This is a genomic window from Petrocella sp., from assembly GCF_059865615.1.
Window position 1 is genome coordinate 47,409 of the sequence record NZ_JCBCDA010000084.1, and the last position, 21,356, is coordinate 68,764.

Genomic DNA, 21,356 nt, shown 5'->3' on the forward strand with positions numbered 1-21,356 from the left:
ATCAATTAACCACCAATGTGCTAGTCATCAATTCGAAAGGGTGAGACAATGTCAAAAATCAAAAGTTCCTTCCTAGCAAAGAGAACAAAAGATGAAATGGGGTTCTATCTAAATCGGATTTTTGGCCATGAAGAAGCCGCTGACTTTGATCCTTTTCTACTATTAGACTATGTAGAAGGCAATTCGGAAGAAGTGAAAAAAGGTTATCCATGGCATCCTCATAAGGGTATAGAAACCGTTACATATCTAACTAAAGGTAGTGCCACCCATAAGGACAGTCTTGGTCATGAAGGTGAGCTTAAACCTTTTGACGTGGAATGGATTACAGCGGGTAAAGGAATTTATCACCAGATGATACCTAAGACGGTGGACCCTATCATTGAAGGCTTTAAGTTGTGGATTAATATGCCGGCTACAAGAAAAGGACAAAATCCGGTCTATCAGGCTTTTAGTATAGGTGATTTAAAGCATATAAAAAAAGACGGTAAGCATATTAAGTTAATATCCGGTTCCTTTGAAGATGAAATAGGACCTGTTGAAAAAAATGACCGAGATGTGCTGTTTATGGATGTAGAATTATGGCAAGATAATCATATTCAAATAATGCGAAACCCGATGAAAAATGGTTTTATATTTATTTACCAAGGTTATGGTGTTATTAATGAAGAGGATTACATGAATCCTTTAATGGCGTATAATCTTGAAAGTGGTTTGTTGAATATTCGTAGTACATCATCAGAATCTTTGAAGTTTATTTTTGCGGAAGCTTATCCGGTGGATGAGCCGATTGCATGGAAGGGTCCTATCGTGATGAATACCTATAAGGAATTGCTTGAGACCTTTAGGGATATTGAGATGGATAGATTTATATAGAGTTGTCAAAAACAGTAAGTGTATTTTCGCCAGACCATTGATGGTGTAGCCCAAAATCACTTACTGTCTTTTTATATGCAAAAGAAACGAGTTTACTATGTGGATGCCATAAACACCCTTTTAAAGTTTGTATGAATACGGCCACCAACCCCGATTGGTATTTACTATACTTTTAGGATAAGTTATAATTGTTAGTGAATGATTTTGTAGAGTAATGGATAAAATACCTATCTTATAGATCAATCAAAATCACATTGAGGAGATGAGCTGTCATTTGTCTGAGGCATATATACCATAGGAAAAACCTCTAAGGATGAATTAAAAAGGCTTATAAGTGATTAAAATGCATGAATATATGAATATGTTAAACGGCTATAGAGATAGAGTCGCTCGTATTGCGCTTTTTGATGTTTTCTATCAATTGGAAAGCAAATTACAAAAAGATGATCAAGGTAGACCAATTGATTTTTTTGGGGTTGGTCTTCTTGGGTTACTTTTCTTTTTTGAAAATATGTTAATGCGTAATCAAAAAACCGGTATTAGAGAGTTGGCAGAATTCTTAAAAAAAATGATGAGTAAGAATATTGTCATGGATGATGATGGTTATGTACGTTTATCAAAGCAACTGGTGGAAGTCATGCGTCCAGCAAGTGGGAAAAGACGTATAAGAACTTTCTATAATTATGAAACCGGTGAGCAAGATCAAGTTGAGTACGCCCTCTTAAAAGCGGAGCATTGGGATGCGGATAATAACATACAATACTACGCCCTAGCTGAAGAGGGGCTTGAGCTAATTTTTGCTACAAAAGAGTATTTTAGTGAATTCCAAATCTCCATAAGTCAACTGGTTCTTAGGAAACAATTGGAAAAAGGAGAATTTTCAGGCGCCCTTAGACAAGTGGATGAGATGCGCATCAGTGTCCATACCATTAAAGAAAAAATGATGAAAATCAAACATGATGTTCAAAGGAATATTATATCAGATGATACTTATGAGCGTTATAAAGAAATTATTGAAGACATTAACCGAAGGCTGACCAAGGAACATGATGAATTTAACGAGCTTCGTACTTTTATAAAAGCCACGAAAAATAGACTAAACGCGAGTCATACCATGAGTTCAGATAGAGAATCTAAGGCTTTAGATTATATCGTTCGAATAGATAATGAACTTGAACATGTTCATTATCTTCATGCTTCACTATTTAACGAGAGCATAGAACTAAAAACAACGGCCATAGAGGCAGCAGGTGAATCGTTATATTATTCAGGTGTTACCTCCTTTAACTTTGATCAAGAAATCACAAGAAAAATGATGACATCACCTTTACCATTTGAGACTGGAAAAGCTTTGGCTACCCCTTTTTTGACAACTAAGAAATTTAGTACATGGTCGTTATTAACTGTATTTGAACCACAAGTTGTAGAACACAAAGAGATGCCGATAATTCATAGATTCATGGAAGTTCAAAGTGATTATAAACCGGAAGATCTGTTGATTTTGCAGCAAGTATATAAATTCCTTTTGTCCCAGATGATGAAAGATTATGGCAACAGAACCCAAATAACCCTTGAAGAAATTCTAAAAAAAGGGGAGCACGCCTATTTTAATACAAGAGAATTTTTTGATCTCTGGATAATGTTACATCAAAGATCTCCAATAAGTATAAAATCAGTTCTGGAAAACGAGGAAGATTTGTTTCATCCAGCATTTGAATCGTGTTTTTCTAACTTTGATTCTATAGAAGTGGTGGAATTAGGTAAAGATATAGATGTGCAGACCTGTTATACTGTGAAAGATATGGTGTTGAATATAGGAGGTAAAGAGGATCATGAATGACCAACTGTTAATGGAAACCTTCAAAATCTATGCAGTACTAAATGCTGAGGGGAAAATACTTAAAGAAAATGCCCAATTATATCAAACCGATGATGAAGTCAGAGGAACCCTCATGGCCTTTGCTCATGAAGTGGATTGCACAATTCTTTCAGCAGATCCTTATATTTATATGGTACCCCTAACCAAAAATTCTATTTTTCATATAACCAACGATGAAATTAAAAAACAGTATTTTCCCAGTAGAAGTTTAAATGTGGACATCTATCTTATGTATGTTGCCATCATTATATTTATTGGTGAGTTTTACGATAGCTATCAGACCGCGAGGCCAACGAGAGATTTTTTAACAACAGTAGAATGGCTTTCGAGTTTGAATGAACGTTTGATGGCACTGCGAAATATTGATGAAGAAGTATTGAAAGATTTGGAAGAAGAATACGCTTATAATTGGTTGGATATCCTTACAAATTGGGAAGCTATGGATAACATAAAGGAAGGTGTTAGGCGACATACAGCTAGAACGGTTAGTCGAATGAGTTTTATTATGATTGTTAAGCAGTTTATGATTAAGGAAGAAATCGCCATGGAAATAGGACAAGATGAGTTGTGTCTTACAGATAAAGCACATACCATCGTACGAAAATACTTTATGGAATATGAATATAATAAAGGCATTTTGGAGTTTATATATCAACTGGAACAGGGGGAGACAACCGATGCCGGCAATAGCCAAAATTAGGTTTACCAATGTCATATATGAAAACGGTAGTAAACGGTATAATGATGAAATATTTGAATTTGACGGACATAATGGTGTTATGCTTTTAGAAAACGGTGGTGGTAAGACTGTTTTTATTCAAACTGCGCTTCAAGCGATTATTCCCCATACGGATATGGCAGAAAGAAAGATTAAAGATACACTTTCTCTTGATTCAGCTCCGGCTCATATAGCAATAGAATGGATCCTTAATGAACAGCCCAGACGTTATGCCACTACGGCCACTACCTTATTCATAGAAAATAATCAGCTCAACTCCATAAAGTATACTTATGATTATGGAGCGGGAGACTCAAATAGCATAGAAAACATGCCTTTTTCATTGGAAATAGAGAATCAAGTTAAGCGCCCTGCAACACGAGGAGAAATGAATGATTATTATCAAAGAATGACTAAACAATCCATGAACGCCAAGCTTTTTTCTACTATCTTGGCTTTTGGGAACCATATCGAAAGAGAATATAAGATTATCCCTTCAGAATGGCGAAAAGTGGCAGTCATTAATAGTGCTGAAGGCAACGTAGATGAATTTTTCAGCAAATGCAAAACAACAGAACAACTGTTAAATAATCTACTAATACCTGTTGTAGAAGAAGCCATTGAAGGTGATCATAAAACCACTTTTGTTGATACATTTGAAAAACAACGAGAGCATTTTAAGAAAAATCGAATTCTCCATGATAAAATCGAACAAAGCCAGAGAATTAAACTAAAATTAGACGCATATGTTGATGTTTTCGGTAATTATGAGGAAGAACGTCTTGCAACGTATGAGATAAAGAGAGAAGCAAGAACCTTAACCAATTATATAACCCATCAAATCGATACTAAGAAAAATGATCTTAATTATAACGAAGCCAATCGATTACGTTTAGAACAAGAATATAAAGATCATGCTCAGAAGAAAACTACTTATGAGTTGCTTCTCTTAGAAGAAGCGCTTGAAGTCATGAAAAAAGAGTATGACGGGATAAAAAATGAATTAGATCGTGTTCAAAAAGAATATGATTTTCTTGGAAAAAGAAAACAGAATATAGAAATAAGTAACTCGGAAAGAGATCTACGTCAATCTGAGACACAAATAAAGATACTTGAAAAAGAGTTAGATTTCATAGATGCTGATATTGATATATCAGATATCAAGTCACAGATGAATGAGAATAACGCTCATATAAAAGGTTATTTTTCATATGAACTTGAGCTTATTGAACGCGAGTTATTGAGAATTGGTAATGAAAAAAATATGGAATCAGAGCAACTTGAAAAAACAAAAGTTGCTTTGGAAAATGCAAAGTCTTATGAAAAAGATTTGATTGAGATGCGCAGTGGTATAAAAACCCGTTATGAAATAGCTTTATGTCAAAAAGAAGATATAAAAAAGATCCTGTTTGATAAGCGGGAAGAAATGGATACCTCTGTATACTTAAACTTACTTAAGAAGACTTGCCATGATATTGAAAAAGTTCTTCTACAAAAAAAAGCTGAGATTATGGAGTTGTCCGGTAAGAATCAGGAAAATGAAACGACACTACTTGAGAGTGAGGAAGTCTTGAAGGCCATTGTACGAGACCTGGAAAAGTACAAAGAGACTGAGGGAAATATCCAGTCAGAGATGAGGTACCTTATTCAATCCATTGAAGCTACAGGAAAGAATCTTTTCATATCAAACAACATATATGCTAAAGAAGAAACCATACTAGGTGAACTGGAAGAACAAAGGCTATACGCTGAAAGTCAGAAAGAGGAAGCCTTAAGAGAAGAGCGTGTTTATTTTCATTTAGCAGATATATATGAAAATACGCCTTATTTTATTGCAGAGCCCCAATTGGCCCGGATAGTGAAAAGCTTGAAAAGTCAAACGGATTTTGTTGAATTAGGGACAAAGCATCTTCAAATAATTAAAGATGCTCTAGAATTAGATGAGTTAACATTATACAATAAGTATCCCTACTGGGCAATCACCATTATTACATCTTCACAAGATGAAAAAAAAGTGATCGAACATATAGATAGAATGGGGTATGAATTATCGTCAATGATTCTAGTAATTACAATTGAAAACTTAAATAAGTGGATTAAAGAGGAACATAACTTATTTGATCAAAATCCTTCTAAACCCCTTTTCCCAAAAACCTGGTCTAATAATCTAAATCATGACCAGTACTATATATGGCAACAAAACATATTAAGTGAAGCTTACAGCTACCAAAATAGTAGAAAAGATGCAGAAAAATCATTGAAAGAAAAAGAAAAGCTTTTGGATCTTGTAATGACTTTCTTTAATAAATACCCTTATGAAGCATACAATGCTCTAAATAACAACATTATGGACGGCGAAAATGAAAAAAGAGCCATTGAAAGTGAGCGAGAAGCACTTATTGAAAAAATACAAACCAACGAGCATCATATAGATATATTTAATGCTGAGATATATCAACATAAGGTAGTTATGGAAAGCAAGCAAGAACAGATGTCCACTGTTGAAAAATTGATTGAAGCAGAAGAAGCCTTTGTTCATATTGGCACCCAACTGGATGAAGTTAACAAAAGCATGGAGGATTTACTCGGTAGAATAGAAGTTTATCAGAAAACCATAGATCAGCACAATCAATGCCTAAAACTATTGGAAGTAGAAAACCATAGTTTTACAAGAGAAAAAGACAAAATATTAGATAATGGTCTTTATATTGAGGTTCAGGATATTCAAGCCATTTGTGCTAACATTGGTTTTGATGTATTAAAAGAACAAAAAGCCTATCTTGAGAAAAAACTAGCGGGTATGGGGCTTTCTAGAACGGTACTTGAAGAACGTATCATGAATGAGAAAAAACAGAAGGAAAAGTATCAAAAGACCCTTAAACAAAAAAGAAGAGAAATGGAATATGATTTTGAACCGATTGATATTAGCTATGAAGATGAACTGAAAGATCTATTTAATCAGATGAAAGCACATTCTAAGGTGTTGGCTAGATTGAAAAATGACCTAAATCTTAAGGAAATGAATCTAGGTCAAATAAAAACGCGAAGAGAAATCACCCTAAACAATCTTATTTCAGAGTATTCATGCAGATATGCTTTTAATATTGCCCTTAATCTTATTCCTAATCAACTTAAATCGGAGTTTTCAAACCTTAAGGAAAGAGAAAAAAAACTTAACACTCAAAAAAACAAAATCGAAGAAGAAATCCACATATTTGAGCAAATCCTTAGAGAATTACAAGTAAAAAACGGTACATATCATTATATGATGGATTGTATTGAACCTTTAATGTTAGAGCTGGACTATTTTGAAGCATTTGACCAAGATGCTATTTTTAAAGTCAATCAATTAATGAGTGCCCTTGGTGGGCAGAGTGTCATTGTAGAAAAGGCTTTAAATCAAGTTAGGAAGGAGAAAGAAGACCTAAAACAGTATTGCCAAAAACATATTGACGACTATAAACTAAAAGATATGGTTATTAAAGGACTCGAAAGTAAGAATGATTACGATGGGCTTATTCACTACCAAGAAAAAATGACAGAAATCATTCTAAAAATTATAAAAGTGGCAGAAGATGATAAGAGAGAGAGTGATATAGAACTTCAAACATTTTTATCACATTTATTGATGTATGTTCGTCATGTATCTACGGAACTTGGGGATATACAAAATAAAACAAGAATTAAAGTGGGTGAAGGTTACAAACAGATTTTTGTTTTTGATATCCCTAAGTGGGAAGATGATGAAGGAAAAAATATGCTAAGAACTTATATTAATGAAACCATAGAAGCTTATGAAAAAGAAAGTGAACAAGGGGAACATGACGAAGTTCTGCTTAGAAAATCCATAGAAGAAAGACTAAGTGTTAAGAATCTCTTACAGGTCATTATGAAAGAAAATACGATTAAAATCAAATGTCGAAAAGTGACAAATGATATGCAAATCAATAAAGTACCTATGGTATGGGAAAGTACGAATAAATGGTCCGGTGGCGAGAAGTGGAGCAAAAACATGACACTTTTTTTAAGCCTGTTAAATTACATGGCAGAGAAGAAACAACATCTGGATGTTCATCAGAAGAAACAAAGAGCCGTTATTTTGGATAATCCTTTTGGAAAAGCTTCCAGTGACCATGTCTTAAAACCTGTATTCATGATTGCTGAGAAGCTCGGTTTTCAGATTATTGCATTAACAGCCCATGCAGAGGGTAAATTCATTAGTGAATATTTTCCGGTGGTCTACAGCTGTAAGTTGAGAGAAGCCAAGGCTACAAACAAGCAAATCATGACCAATGAACGCATAATTAACTATGCTTATTTACGAGAGCATGCACCGATGACCATTATGCGTATGCAGGAAATAGAACAGTTGAATTTGTTTGAAAGTATTTAGACCCATTGAAGATAGGAGGCAATAAAAATGCGATTAATACTAAATGACAACACATCAGCTTACTATAACCTGGCTTGTGAAGAATATATGGCGACCCATTATGATGAGGATATGTTTATGATGTGGACAAGTGTACCCTCAATCTTAATTGGAAAGCATCAGAATACTTATTCGGAAATTAATGTTGAATATGTAGAAGCCAATAAAATACCTGTCGTAAGACGTATGTCGGGTGGTGGAACAGTCTTTTGTGACCGAGGTAATATGAACTATACCTTCATTGAAAGCAAACCTTCTGATTATACGGACTTTGAAAAGTTCACAAAGCCAATATTAAAATATTTGAGATTTTTGGGCGTGGCTGCTGTGTTCTCGGGTAGAAATGATATGATCATTGAAGGAAAAAAAATCTCCGGTAACGCACAATATAGAATAAAAAACAAAGTGGTTCATCATGGTACTTTACTATTTGATTCTTCATTATCAGAGTTGACCAAAGCTTTGACTCCTAGAAAAGAGAAATTTCAAGATAAAGCCATTAAATCAGTAGCATCTAGAGTGACAAATATCAGCAATTATTTGAGTCAAGGACCTTTGACCATTTTAGAATTCAAACAAGGGTTATATGACTTTATAGCTAAAAATTTCGAGGGATTTACGTATTATCCAATTTCTAAAGAAGATCATGAAGGCATTATAAATCTGGTTCAATCTAAGTACGAGACGTGGGATTGGAATTTTGGAAAATCTCCAAAATACAGCTATAGGCATTGTCAAAAATTCAGTGGCGGCTTAATAGAAATAGGATTGAATGTAAATAAAGGTCTAATTGGGGAGATTTCCATTCAAGGTGATTTTTTTGGTTATGAACCTATCGAGAACATTGAATCAATTTTGTTTGGTGTAAAACATGATAAACAGGCATTAACAGAAGTACTTGAACACATTGATTTATATCCCTATATGGGAAAGATTGAAGTTGAAGAGTTGGTAAGCGTCATTTGCCAATGATAGGAGATGGGTATGGAGAGAAAACCGGCATGGTTAAGAGTACGCTTAAGTGATACAATTAAATACAATTCAGTCAATGAGATTATTAAAGCTTATAAGCTGACAACAGTTTGTGAAGAAGCCAATTGCCCTAATAGGGTGGATTGTTATAGTAAAAAAACAGCAACGTTTATGATATTAGGTAACCAATGTACACGTAACTGCAGGTTTTGTAATATAACACAAGGTATTTTAAAAGAGCCTGACTTACTTGAACCGACTAGGGTGGCACAGGCTGTTAAGGACTTGGGATTGGTTCATGCGGTCATAACATCTGTGACCAGAGATGATTTACCAGATCAGGGTGCATCCTTGTTTGTAAGCACGATTAATGCTATAAAAAAAGTTTCAAATAAGACGATTGTAGAAGTATTGATTCCAGATATGCAGTATGATATTAAAGCCATTGATTTGGTTATTGAGGCAGAACCTGCAGTCATCAACCATAACGTGGAAACAGTGCCAAGGCTGTATAAGACGGTAAGACCAGAGGCGGATTATAAGCGCAGCCTTAATGTTCTAAGCTACATTAAGAAAAAAAACTCAAACATATTGACAAAATCTGGTCTTATGTTAGGGTTAGGAGAAACTATAGATGAGGCTAAGGCCGTCATATCTGATCTAAAAAAAGCAGGTGTAGATTGCTTGACCATAGGGCAATACCTCCAACCGTCATCGGATCATATTAAAATGACTGAGTATATTACGCCTCAAGTTTTTGAGCTTTTGGCTACGTATGCAAAATCCATCGGAATCATCGGAGTAGCATCAGCACCATTAGTTAGAAGTTCCTATTATGCTAAAGACTTGTACGAACAAATGTTGTCATCTGCTGGTAGGGATAAGTAGTAGGTGGAGAAAGAGAGGAATTTGGGATGTTAAGAGTAGGTGTGGTTATGGGTGGTGACTCCTGTGAACAACAAGTTTCAATGCTTACCGGCGCAGAGTTTGTCAAACACTTAAATAAGAATAAATATGATGTGATTGAAGTGGTGATTGAGAAGCCTAAAGATATTTTGAAGTGGTATGGAAAAATAGATTTTGCCCTTTTGGCTTTACATGGGAAAAATGGTGAGGATGGTAAGGTGCAGGCTCTGTTAGAAGCTTTAGAAATACCATATTCTGGAAGTGGCATTGCCTCAAGTGCCATATGCTTAGATAAGAATATCAGCAAGCTTATTATGGAAAGCCATGGTGTAAAGACGCCAAAATGGATAATGGTAAAAAAAGATTATCCCATGAGTGTTGACTTGTTCTATGGCCTATCATTGCCAGTGATTATAAAACCCAATCAAGGTGGATCCAGCATAGGTATTCATATTGCCAATACCTATGAAGAAATAGATGCCTTGCTTGCAGATAGCTTTATATATGATGATGAAGTGATTGTGGAAGAGTGGATAAAAGGTCAGGAAATCACTTGTAGCATGATAAAAGGTGAGATTATTCCTGTATTAAGTGTTCAGCCAAACATGACCTTTTATGATTATACGGCCAAATATTCTGAAAATGATAACATACAGAAGCTTGCAATCTTAGATGAAGAAATAATAAATGAAATAAAGTCAATAGCAAGTCTATGTTGGTTTTTATTCAAATTAAAAACCTATGCCCGTATCGACTTAATGATTCAAGAAGGACAGATATATGTCATAGAAATTAATACTTTACCGGGGATGACAAGATTTAGTCATTTACCTAAAAGCGCTATGGCTATGGGACTTAGTTATGAAGAAGTCTTAAATCAGATTATCGAGTCATCATTGACAGATTATCCGAGTAATTAAAATGGAAAAAAGCAACTGAAGATGGTATAATTAATTACTATAAAATTCATAAGCATAAAATACAAAAAACATTGCAAAATGAGTAAAGAAGTTTGTAACAATTTAAACGGATTATTCAACTTATAGATTTATGGAAAGTTGATTAGATAATTAATAAGACTTGGAGTGATGACATGAAGTGGTTAGATCGACTGGAAAAAAAGTATCACAGATATGCAATTCCTAATTTGATTCAGTATGTTGTTGGTGGTATGGCGCTTGTTTTTGTATTTGGGCTTATAAACCCTTCAATTTATAATGTATTGGCTTTTTCACCGAAGCTTGTGATGGAGGGACAAGTTTGGCGTATTTTTACATTTATTTTTTTACCTAGAACCAGTAGTTTATTATGGATTATTTTTTCTTTACTGTTCTTTTTGTTTGCGGGTAGAACCATTGAACAATACTGGGGTTCCTTCCGCTTTAATGTTTATTATTTAGTGGGTACAGTAGGGACTATTATTGCAGGTATTATTGTCGAAGCCTTATATGGCGGTATGATTGCAATCCCTTTGACGAATTACTATCTTAATATGACCATGCTTTTTGCACTTGCAGCCATTATTCCTAATTTTGAAGTTCGGATATACTTTATTCTACCTGTCAAAATGAAGTACATCGGTTATATATTCGGTGGACTATTATTATGGGAGTTTTTAGTAAGTCCCATACCTCATAAAATCATTATTTTCGCAGGTGTACTCAATTTTATTTTGTTTTTTGGACCGTCTTTGATTAGCAAAAGTAAGCAAACGTATCGAAAACAGCAATACCGACAAGCAAACAAACCAACACCAAAAGCAAAATCAAAGGCAAAACAAGGTGAGATTATTCAAGTGGCTTTTCATTGCTGTGAAGTTTGTAATAGAACAGAAGTGGATGATTCGAGTCTTGAATTTAGATATTGTTCAAAATGTGAAGGCAGACATGAGTATTGTACGGAACACATATTAAGCCATACCCATGTAAAGGAAGAATGATGGACTTAAGCAAGTACGGTTTCGTTGCATTCTAAGAGTAGCATATTGGCGTGAATAAGGTTCATTTTATTGTAAATCGTATATATAATAATTGAATCCCTTTTGTCCTTTGGATGAAGGGGATTATGTTTTGCTAAGGTTAAAAGTCTCTGAGTAGCTTCGTAATCTAGAGACAATCCATAACTGAGCATCAGTGTTTTATCACGGGATGGTTTTTTGGAACCTGAAAAAATCTCATAAGCATAGGATCTTGTCATATTCATTGAGCGGATAATATCTGATTTTTTTTTGTTTGACTGGTCAAAAAGCGTATTTAAGTAATCTACAAATGACATGTTGGCGCTGCTTAAATCATATTTTTTTAAGTAAGCGAATAAATCTTTTGAAGACTTTAGTTCCTCAATCAATTGCATCGTTTCATCCAAAAGCATATTATTTCTCCTATCATTTATTTCTTAAAACTTAATATAGAGATCTCAAGAAAATTATAACATATTTCTAAAAAAATGAATGGTTAAAGAGGAAATTATTGAAAAAGAATGGTGATGTTTTATGCTGGACAATAATAAAATGAGATTTAAAGCAAACGTATTTTTATATAAAATCCAGTGATATATTAAATAAAAACACTTAATATGACAACATATTAACGATTGATGTAAGCAAGACAACTACTTATGACCACGAATCAAAGACATACGATACAGATACATCGATTTTTTTAGTTGACTAAAAATATATCTTGTTATATTATATATTTAATGATTTAACACGGTGAAATGAAGCTGTGACTCTGTTAAATTATTATCGTAACTTAAGTTGATGTAGATTTTTAGAAATAGGAGTGAGAAACGTGGAAAGACTATATAATTTTTCAGCAGGTCCATCCGTATTACCAGAAGAAGTTTTAGAACAAGCCGCATCAGAAATGTTGAACTATGAGGATTCAGGCATGTCCGTAATGGAGATGAGCCATAGATCGTCCGTATATGAAAATATTGTAAGTGAAGCAGAAGCCTCTTTGCGTCAACTCATGAATATTCCAGATAATTATAAAGTGTTGTTTCTTCAAGGTGGCGCATCCACTCAATTTGCCATGGTGCCACTAAATCTCATGGTCAATTCAAAAAAAGCAGACTTTGTTAATACAGGCGCATGGTCAAAAAAGGCCATTTCAGAAGCGAAAAAATTTGGTCAAGTTAATGTATTGGCCTCTTCAGAAGAAGCAACTTTCAACTATATTCCTAAACTGGACCCAAGTACTTTTACTAAGGATGCTGATTACTTTCACATTACAACCAACAACACCATCTATGGAACAGTATTTAAGAATCTGCCGGACACAGGTGATGTGCCATTGGTAGCAGATATGTCTTCCAATATATTATCAGAAGTAATAGATGTTAGTAAGTTTGGTCTTATTTATGCAGGTGCTCAAAAGAATATGGGACCGGCAGGTGTAACCGTCGTCATTATACGGGAAGATTTAATTGGAAAAGCGGAAGCTTCAGTACCATCTATGCTTCAATATAGTGTTCATGCTGAGAATGGTTCAATGTATAACACACCACCTACATATAGTATTTATATGGCTGGACTGGTATTCAAATGGCTTATAGAATTAGGTGGTATTAAGGCCATAGAAAAAACAAACAACCTTAAGGCATCAATGATTTATAATTTATTAGATAGCAGCGATTTTTTCAAAGGAACAGTTGTTAAAGAAGATCGTTCACTTATGAACATACCATTTCTGACTCCTTCAAAGGAATTGGATGCAATTTTTATTAAGGAAGCAGAGAAAAATGGCTTTGTTAATCTAAAGGGGCACAGAAGTGTAGGTGGAATGCGGGCTAGTATTTATAACGCTATGCCTGTTGCAGGTGTACAAGCTCTCGTGGATTTCATGAAAGAATTTGAAGCAACACACAAATAGGTTCATAGGAGGATTAGATGTATAATATTAAGACTTTAAATAAAATAGATCAAGAAGGATTAGATTTTTTTACAAGTGAATACCAAATTGTTGAAGAAGGCGATGTAGATGCAATTGTTTTGAGAAGCTTTAAGATGCATGATTACCCACTGGATACGAAGCTACAAGCTATTGCTAGAGCCGGTGCCGGAACCAACAATGTACCGGTTGATAAATGTGCTGAAAAAGGGATCGTCGTATTTAATACGCCAGGTGCTAATGCAAATGGCGTAAAAGAATTGGTAGTGGCCGGTCTATTATTAGCATCAAGAAATATTGTAGGTGCTATAGAGTGGGCCAAGACATTGGTAGACGAAGGCGATGAGATTCCTAAATTAGTAGAAGCTGGTAAATCCAATTTTGCAGGACCGGAGATAAAAGGAAAAACTTTAGGTATTATCGGACTGGGTGCAATTGGTGTTTTAACAGCCAATGCGGCAAGTGGTTTAGGTATGAAAGTCATTGGATATGATCCTTTCTTATCCGTTGGACATGCTTTAAAGTTATCTAGAAGCGTTTCTACAGTTAAAACAATTGAAGAGATTTACTCGAAATCAGATTATATATCTGTTCATGTACCACTTGTAGAGGCAACAAAAGGTATGATCAGTGAGGATAGCATTGCCTTAATGGAAAATGGTGTGAAGATTCTTAATTTCTCAAGAGCAGAATTGGTAGATGATGATGCTATGTCAAAAGCCTTAGAAAGCGGTAAAGTTAGTAATTATGTTACCGATTTTCCCAATGCGCATAGTATCAAAATGAAAAATGTCATTGCAATACCACATCTTGGAGCTTCAACGCCGGAATCAGAGACCAACTGCGCTATTATGGCGGTTAGTCAAGTCATGGAATACCTTGAAAATGGAAATATCATCAATTCAGTGAATTATCCAGATTGCGATATGGGTGTTTGCCCGGTTACCAGCAGGATTGCTGTTAACCATAAGAATATCCCCAATATGGTTAGTCAGATCACAAGTATATTAGCTGATCATAATATTAATATTGCAGATATGATCAACAAGAGTCGCGGAGATTGGGCATATACCATGCTGGACATTGAAAATGAAGCAACAAAAGAAATCGTCAAAGCCCTTGGGAAGATTGACGGCATTGTAAAAGTTAGAATAATTAAATAAATGGTTAAAGCGTCAAAACTATATACTATAAAACATAAAGGGCTAGATTAGAAATGATCTGGCCCTTTCTAAAATAAACAAGGAAAGAAAAGGAGGCAGAATATGTCAATTATTAAACCATTTATGGCGGTTAGACCTGCCATAGACTTCGTGAAGGAAGTAGCGGCTTTGCCATATGATGTTTATAATTCCAAAGAAGCCAGAATGATTGTAGAAAAAAATCCTCGTTCTTTTTTGGCAATTGATCGTGCAGAAACCTTTTTTGATGAATCTGTAGATAGTCATAGTGAGCAAATCTATAAGAAAGCCCACGATGTTTTGCATGCATGGATTGAAGACGGAACTTTTCTTCAAGATGATAAAAAGACCTTATATTTGTATGAACTGGTTATGAATGATCGTAGCCAAATTGGTATTGTTAGTTGTACATCCGTTGATGAGTATCTGGATAATAAAATTAAGAAGCATGAGAAGACCCGAGCAGACAAGGAAACGGACCGAATCCATCATGTGGATTATTGTAATGCAAACACAGGTCCGATTTTTTTGACTTACAAATCGAATGTTGTGATTAATGCATTGGTTGAAGCATGGAAATCCCATAATAAACCAATATACGATTTCGTGGCAGAAGACGGTATTGTACATAGAGTGTGGTCTGTAGATGACGAATTAACCATAATATCTCTTGTGGAAGCGTTTGAGGCTATTGAGACACTCTACATAGCAGATGGGCATCATCGAGCTGCATCGGCTGTGAAAGTCGCTCAAATGCGAAGAGAAGCCAATCCGGGCTATACAGGGGATGAAGCCTTTAATTATTTCTTGTCTGTATCATTTCCAGATGATCAACTATGTATTATGGATTATAATCGAGTGGTGAAAGACCTTAATGGCTTAACGGAATCTGAATTTTTTGAAGCAATTAAGAAGCAGTTCGAGATTGTTGAAACCAGTAAAGAGCCTATTAGGCCAAGGGAAAAGGCTATGTTTGCCATGATTCTAGATGATATATGGTATCTACTAAAAGCCAAAGAGAACAGCTACAATCATAAGGATCCGGTATTAAGCCTAGATGTATCGATACTACAGTTAAACCTTCTTTCTAAGGTACTAGGAATAGGAGATCCACGTATCGATCAGCGTATTGATTTTGTTGGGGGCATAAGAGGTCTAGAAGAGCTTACACGAAGGACCAAATCGGACATGAAAATTGGTTTTGCTATGTATCCCACAAGTATAGAAGAATTAATGGCAATAGCAGATGCCGATCAGTTAATGCCGCCCAAATCGACATGGTTTGAGCCGAAACTTAGAAGTGGATTATTTATACATTTATTAGAATAATGATTAAAGTGTCAAGCTAAGTTTTGCTAAAAAGTATACGACATATTGTTTGCTTTGATACATTAATAACCATATGTTTTAAGTGATAGTTCAACTCCATAATTTTGACACGATTGCTTATTATTTAATCATCAAGGAACCTTTTATAAAAGAATAATGGTTAAAGGGTCAAAACTAAGTTTCACTAAATTCACATACAATATATAGATTACGTTGATGCATTCATAACTATATATTGTATGCAAAAGTTCAACTATATAGTTTTGACACCTTAACCAATAATAAAAAGGTTTCTTTTTTTTATTGTATTTTAATAAAAGAAACCACTATTTATGGTATAGTTAGTAAGATAATGAGAAAGTATTTTCTGAGTGAAGAATTTTCTTATGATACAAGATATGAGTAAATTATATTTACCTTATTATGTAAGTGTGATATACTATATCTGTACTGATGAAAATGAAGCATTTCATGAAAAATCAGTATAACCACAACAGAAAGTAAGAAATATAAAAGGAGGATTATATGAAAACGAGTAAAATCATACTAGCTATTATAGCGGTGGTCATTGTTGCTATGGTTCTAGTAACTAGTGTTTATATGCTTGATAATGCAGAAGCAGCGGTAGTTGAGAGACTGGGTAAGCTTCATCGTGTTGAAACAAAGGCGGGTCTTAATTTTAAGGTGCCTTTAATCGACAATCTATATATCGTCAACACCAATGAAATTAACTCTCTTCAATATGGTTACCGATCAGAAACAGCACCAACGACCACAGACGCAGCTACATATAGGAACGTTGAAAATGAGTCTATTGTTTTAACCAGCGGTTCTTATTTAATTGATCTTGGCGCGGTTATTCAATACAGAATCACAGATCCGGCAGCCTATATTTATGAGGTTGATGATGTAGAAGGCACTGTTAGATTGGCTTTTGAGAGTGTTTTAAGAAGTAACATTCAGAACCAACTATTGGATGAGGCACTTATTAACAAGGACAGTATTGCACAGGAGATCATGCCGGACCTAGCTCGGAAGATTAACAGTTATAATGTAGGTATCACCATTACGGAAGTTCGCTTGACAGATGTTCTGTTGCCAAAAGATGTTCAATTTGCCTATGATGATGTCAATATAGCGAGTAATGAAAAAGATGCATTACGAAGCCAAGCGACCCGTTATTCTAATGAAATGTTACCAAAAGCAAGAGCAGATGCTTATCAGATGATTCAAGGTGCTGAAGCTTATAAGGCTGAAAAAGTGGCTCAAGCACGGGGAGATGTAGAAAATTTTAATCAGGTTTATGAGCGTTATGCTGTAGCAAAAGACATCACCAGAACAAGACTATATATAGAAACCATGGAAAAAGTGCTTTCTTCAGTAGATCAGAAATTTGTGATTGATCTGGATAACGATAATGTACTTAAGTTCTTACCTTTAGATGTGAGAGGAGGCGAATAATATGGATCTTAATCAAAACGAACCTCAATTCAATGCGAAAGCAGAATTTGATAAAAATATGGAACGTGCCAAAAAAGAAATGAAAAAAAATATGCGTTATGGCATTTTAGGTGTTGTTGTTATTCTAGCCATTATTTTCTTAAGCAATAGCTTTTACATTGTAAGAGAAGATGAAGTGGCAACCGTTAGACAATTTGGAGAAATAACACGTATTGTTGTAGATGAGACTAATATTGAGGCACAGCTACAAAATGATTTAGACCCCAGGTTTAAAGACGTAATAATCGACAATCAAAAAGGTCTGAAATTTAAGATTCCTTTTATAACAACAGTAGAAAAAAATACAAGTAAGCTTTTAACTTATTTTTCTAACACGGCCAACATCAACACCCAAGATAAGATTAAGTATGACATAAATATGTATGCTCAGTGGCGTATAACCCATCCGGGTATATTTAGAACATCACTAGGTACGGTAACAAGGGCTAATTCGAAAATAGATGAAATAACTTATGCGGTGGTCATTGACCGTATTAACCGACTTAATAGCTTAGACTTCCTTGCCAATAAAGATGCTTTATATGACATACTTGAATCGGCAAGACAGGAACTGAATGTGAATTTGGCGAACCAAGGTATTATGCTCATCGATATTGATGTCTATAGAACAATACTACCACCGTCAAACATAGCATCCACATATGAAAAGATGGTACAAGAAAGAGCGGCGATTGCTCAGCAAATTCGTTCGGAAGGGCTTGAGTTCTATCAGAACACAGTGGCAGATACAGATAGAAATGTTGCCGAGATCAATGCAGGTGCCATTCAGGAAACAGAAACCATTAAAGGTCTAGCAGATTCAGAAGCTTTAGAAATCTACGCCAGTGGGTTTAGTAAAGATCCGGAGTTTTATGAATTTTGGAGAACGTTGCGGTCCTATGAAAGGGTCATAGATGCGGACACGGTTATTTACTTAGATCGCAACAACAGTTATCTGGAGTATTTTTCAGGCGGACAATAAATAATTAAGAGGCTCTCATCATTTGAGCCTCTTTGTTCTTCTCTAGGAAAGTCATACTCTAGCATTCAGCTTTAAAACATAGCTGAATGCGTCAAGGTCCTTTCCTTTCGAACGGTTCAGAAATTTGAGCAGAGCTCATAACGAAGCGAAGCTTCTTTTCTTGTTCTCTCCAAGTCCAACGAATCAAAAATATATGAGAAATTATAGAATAAGGTTGTTCTTTGGCAACCGAGGATGTATAATTATAAACAAATAAAGTATAATATACAAAGAGGTTGAAAGGAAATATAATGAAAAAAATATTTGTAGATGGTTTAACAGGTACAACCGGTCTTCTTATTCATGAAAGACTGAGTCATTACGGTCAAATAGAAATCCTCAAAATTGATGAACATCAAAAAAAGAACTTGAATGAAAAAAAGAAGTTCCTCAATGCAGCGGATATTGTTTTTCTTTGCTTGCCGGACCAAGCGGCTAAAGAATCCGTTGCTTTGATTGATAATCCAAATACGAAAGTCATTGATGCAAGTACAGCTCATAGAACTCATAAAGATTGGGCGTATGGTATTCCGGAGTTATCTAAGGACCATAGGAATAGAATCATGTCATCATCAAGAGTAGCCAATCCCGGATGTCATGCATCAGCATTTGCATTGGCTGTATATCCTTTGGTCAAAGCTGGAATATTGGGAAACGATTACCCCATCACATTTCACACACTGACGGGTTATAGTGGGGGCGGAAAAGAACTTATTTCAAAGTACGAGGATTCTAGTGAATCCAATCCCTATCTCAGAGGGCCTAGACATTATGGACTTGGTCTAGATCACAAACATCTTCCTGAAATGAAAATCCAGACCGGTTTAAGTGAAGAACCTTTATTTAATCCAATTGTAGGCAACTTTTATAAAGGTCTGGTAGCAACCATTCCAATAAAAATGTCTCTAATGAAAATAAAAAAAACAGGAAGAGAGATTCAACAATTCTTAGCTGACTACTATAAAAACGCCTATTTTATTAGGGTTAATCCTTATGATTTGAAAGATAATTTATTTGAAGGTGGTTTTGATGTGACCGGTTCTAATGACACAAACTATTGTGACTTATTTGTGTTTAGTAACGAAGAGAAGGGGACCATGGTCCTTATGTCGAGACTGGATAACTTAGGCAAAGGTGCCTCAGGTGCTGCCCTGCAGAATATGAACATTATGTTGGGTCTTGATGAATGGACGCATTTAATATAGCCTTACACTTTAATATAGCATATACTATTTGGAAGAGTCTACGGAGTTAGACTTTTTCTTTTTTTGAAATCATTCATTAAGAGTAAACCAATGTAAACAAGAGCAATAAATGCAATCAAGTTCATAATGTCATAGAAACGCTCTATTCCATAATCGTCAATTAAAAAACCACCTAAAAGACTAGCGACAATAGAAGAAAGACCAAAAGTGGCACCGGCAGCAATGGTCTGAGCACTTGCTAAAAGTCGGGTTGGTGTGATCTTAACCACATAGAGTTTGAAGGACGCTAAAAACAGACTAAATCCAATTCCTTGTAAAATAGCTGTTAGTATGGCTTGAATGGGTGTGATAGCAATGGTGAGTAAATACACCCTTAAGAAAGTAATAAAGCCAACAATAAAAAAGATTTTTAGAGGTGCAATCTTAGAAATGATTTTACGAGCAAAGATAAATCCAATAATTTCTGTAAAAGCAGCAAATGCTGCAGAAATACCAATATGTGAGGCGTTACCGCCAATATTCTTAAAGATATAGATATAGAAATTATTAACACCCATATGGGTGATAAACAACAACATACTGTAGACTAAAATGGCCATATAAGCTTTATTTTTAAGTAAAGATTTTACATATATTTTTTCGTTTGTATGAGGTTCTTTGATGGTGTCCGTCTTAGTGAAAAAGGCCATAATCCAAAGAAGACCAGCTGTAATGACATAAGCATAAACGATAACATCATAGCCATATTTTATAACAAAGCCACCAAAGAATAGGGTCATAATAGCAAATCCGAAAGAAGCTCCTGCGCGCATAAATCCATATAGGCTTGAATCCAGTCCCTTGGTAGACAGAATCCAGCTGTCAAGAAGGGATTCAAGGGGCAACCAAACAAAGCCGATGAGGGACATCATCATAATCATTGGGAACAAATGCTTTGCAGCAAACCCAAAACCGATGACAAAAAGAATTAACATGAATAAGGCTCCTAAAAATACATACTTAATTTTTGAAGTTTTATCACTGATGTATCCAAGCACATATTGGCCCAAAACACCGAAAATCGTAGATAGTATAATAGTGAGTGCAATAAGTTTACTACTGTATCCCAAATCTTCAAGGTAAGCAATATAAAAAAGACCAAAAGTTCCCCAGGAAAACCACAATAAAAATTGAATAATGGTGAAATTGATTTGAATTCTATGAGTATGCATGATCAATCCTTTCTTTGCACTATAAGATATGCTATTATTCAAAATGCATTAAGACAACATACATCATATAACTACTAAGACTAAGTTGCAAGTATATTTTTAGTAAAAGTGATATTGAAACAAAAAAATTTTCATCCAATGTAAGAGATAGGTTAACCGCATAAATTATTATGTAAAACTATGGTGTATGCCTTGTCAATACTAGGGTATAGTGATAAACTGTTACTAGAGTTGTA

The 21,356-nt window shown here is 34.9% G+C and carries 16 protein-coding genes; 14 read left to right on the top strand and 2 right to left on the bottom strand.

The features are described 5' to 3' along the window. Positions 1–48 precede the first annotated feature (48 nt). From AC6F8J_RS09540 to AC6F8J_RS09575, 8 genes are all read left to right on the top strand, one after another. Complete coding sequence (locus AC6F8J_RS09540) at positions 49–873, top strand: pirin family protein (protein WP_500722875.1); 825 nt, start codon at positions 49–51, stop codon at positions 871–873. Between the two features lie 355 nt (positions 874–1,228). Beyond that, positions 1,229–2,713, top strand: a complete 1,485-nt coding sequence (locus AC6F8J_RS09545; protein ID WP_500722877.1) for a replicative DNA helicase — start codon at positions 1,229–1,231, stop codon at positions 2,711–2,713. After that, positions 2,706–3,452, top strand: coding sequence for a DUF6063 family protein (locus AC6F8J_RS09550; protein ID WP_500722878.1), 747 nt, complete (start codon positions 2,706–2,708; stop codon positions 3,450–3,452). Before AC6F8J_RS09545 ends, AC6F8J_RS09550 begins: the two co-directional genes overlap by 8 nt. Beyond that, on the top strand, positions 3,430–7,863 hold the full coding sequence (locus tag AC6F8J_RS09555) for a coiled-coil domain-containing protein (RefSeq protein WP_500722880.1): 4,434 nt from the start codon (positions 3,430–3,432) through the stop codon (positions 7,861–7,863). Before AC6F8J_RS09550 ends, AC6F8J_RS09555 begins: the two co-directional genes overlap by 23 nt. A 27-nt stretch (positions 7,864–7,890) precedes the next feature. After that, positions 7,891–8,874: a lipoate--protein ligase gene (lplA, locus tag AC6F8J_RS09560; protein ID WP_500722882.1), complete on the top strand. Its 984-nt coding sequence runs from the start codon at positions 7,891–7,893 to the stop codon at positions 8,872–8,874. Between the two features lie 12 nt (positions 8,875–8,886). Beyond that, the gene (gene lipA / locus AC6F8J_RS09565; RefSeq protein WP_500722884.1) at positions 8,887–9,762 is read left to right on the top strand and encodes a lipoyl synthase; all 876 of its coding nucleotides are present in this window, start codon (positions 8,887–8,889) and stop codon (positions 9,760–9,762) included. 26 nt (positions 9,763–9,788) lie between these two features. Then, positions 9,789–10,700: a D-alanine--D-alanine ligase gene (locus AC6F8J_RS09570; protein WP_500722886.1), complete on the top strand. Its 912-nt coding sequence runs from the start codon at positions 9,789–9,791 to the stop codon at positions 10,698–10,700. A gap of 173 nt (positions 10,701–10,873) precedes the next feature. Continuing rightward, positions 10,874–11,719: a DUF1751 domain-containing protein gene (locus AC6F8J_RS09575; RefSeq protein WP_500722888.1), complete on the top strand. Its 846-nt coding sequence runs from the start codon at positions 10,874–10,876 to the stop codon at positions 11,717–11,719. Positions 11,720–11,724: 5 nt separating this feature from the next. On the opposite strand, the gene AC6F8J_RS09580 is transcribed toward AC6F8J_RS09575, so the two are convergent. Beyond that, positions 11,725–12,150: a hypothetical protein gene (locus tag AC6F8J_RS09580; protein ID WP_500722890.1), complete on the bottom strand. Its 426-nt coding sequence runs from the start codon at positions 12,148–12,150 to the stop codon at positions 11,725–11,727. A gap of 422 nt (positions 12,151–12,572) precedes the next feature. Here AC6F8J_RS09580 and serC point away from each other — a divergent pair, with 422 nt between their 5' ends. The 6 genes from serC to argC all read left to right on the top strand — a co-directional run bounded on the left by serC (position 12,573) and on the right by argC (position 19,909). Continuing rightward, positions 12,573–13,655: a 3-phosphoserine/phosphohydroxythreonine transaminase gene (serC, locus tag AC6F8J_RS09585; RefSeq protein ID WP_500722892.1), complete on the top strand. Its 1,083-nt coding sequence runs from the start codon at positions 12,573–12,575 to the stop codon at positions 13,653–13,655. Between the two features lie 17 nt (positions 13,656–13,672). Then, positions 13,673–14,836: an NAD(P)-dependent oxidoreductase gene (locus tag AC6F8J_RS09590; protein WP_500722894.1), complete on the top strand. Its 1,164-nt coding sequence runs from the start codon at positions 13,673–13,675 to the stop codon at positions 14,834–14,836. Positions 14,837–14,938: 102 nt separating this feature from the next. Continuing rightward, positions 14,939–16,183 carry a DUF1015 family protein gene (locus AC6F8J_RS09595; protein ID WP_500722896.1) on the top strand — a complete coding sequence of 415 codons (1,245 nt, stop codon included), beginning with the start codon at positions 14,939–14,941 and terminating at the stop codon, positions 16,181–16,183. Positions 16,184–16,708: 525 nt separating this feature from the next. Beyond that, positions 16,709–17,644, top strand: coding sequence for an FtsH protease activity modulator HflK (gene hflK / locus AC6F8J_RS09600; protein ID WP_500722898.1), 936 nt, complete (start codon positions 16,709–16,711; stop codon positions 17,642–17,644). Position 17,645: 1 nt separating this feature from the next. Next, positions 17,646–18,665: an SPFH domain-containing protein gene (gene hflC, locus AC6F8J_RS09605; protein ID WP_500722900.1), complete on the top strand. Its 1,020-nt coding sequence runs from the start codon at positions 17,646–17,648 to the stop codon at positions 18,663–18,665. Between the two features lie 290 nt (positions 18,666–18,955). Continuing rightward, complete coding sequence (argC, locus tag AC6F8J_RS09610; protein WP_500722902.1) at positions 18,956–19,909, top strand: N-acetyl-gamma-glutamyl-phosphate reductase; 954 nt, start codon at positions 18,956–18,958, stop codon at positions 19,907–19,909. Between the two features lie 38 nt (positions 19,910–19,947). Here the strand turns inward: argC and AC6F8J_RS09615 are convergent, their stop codons facing one another. Then, complete coding sequence (locus tag AC6F8J_RS09615; protein WP_500722904.1) at positions 19,948–21,120, bottom strand: MFS transporter; 1,173 nt, start codon at positions 21,118–21,120, stop codon at positions 19,948–19,950. Positions 21,121–21,356: the final 236 nt, after the last annotated feature.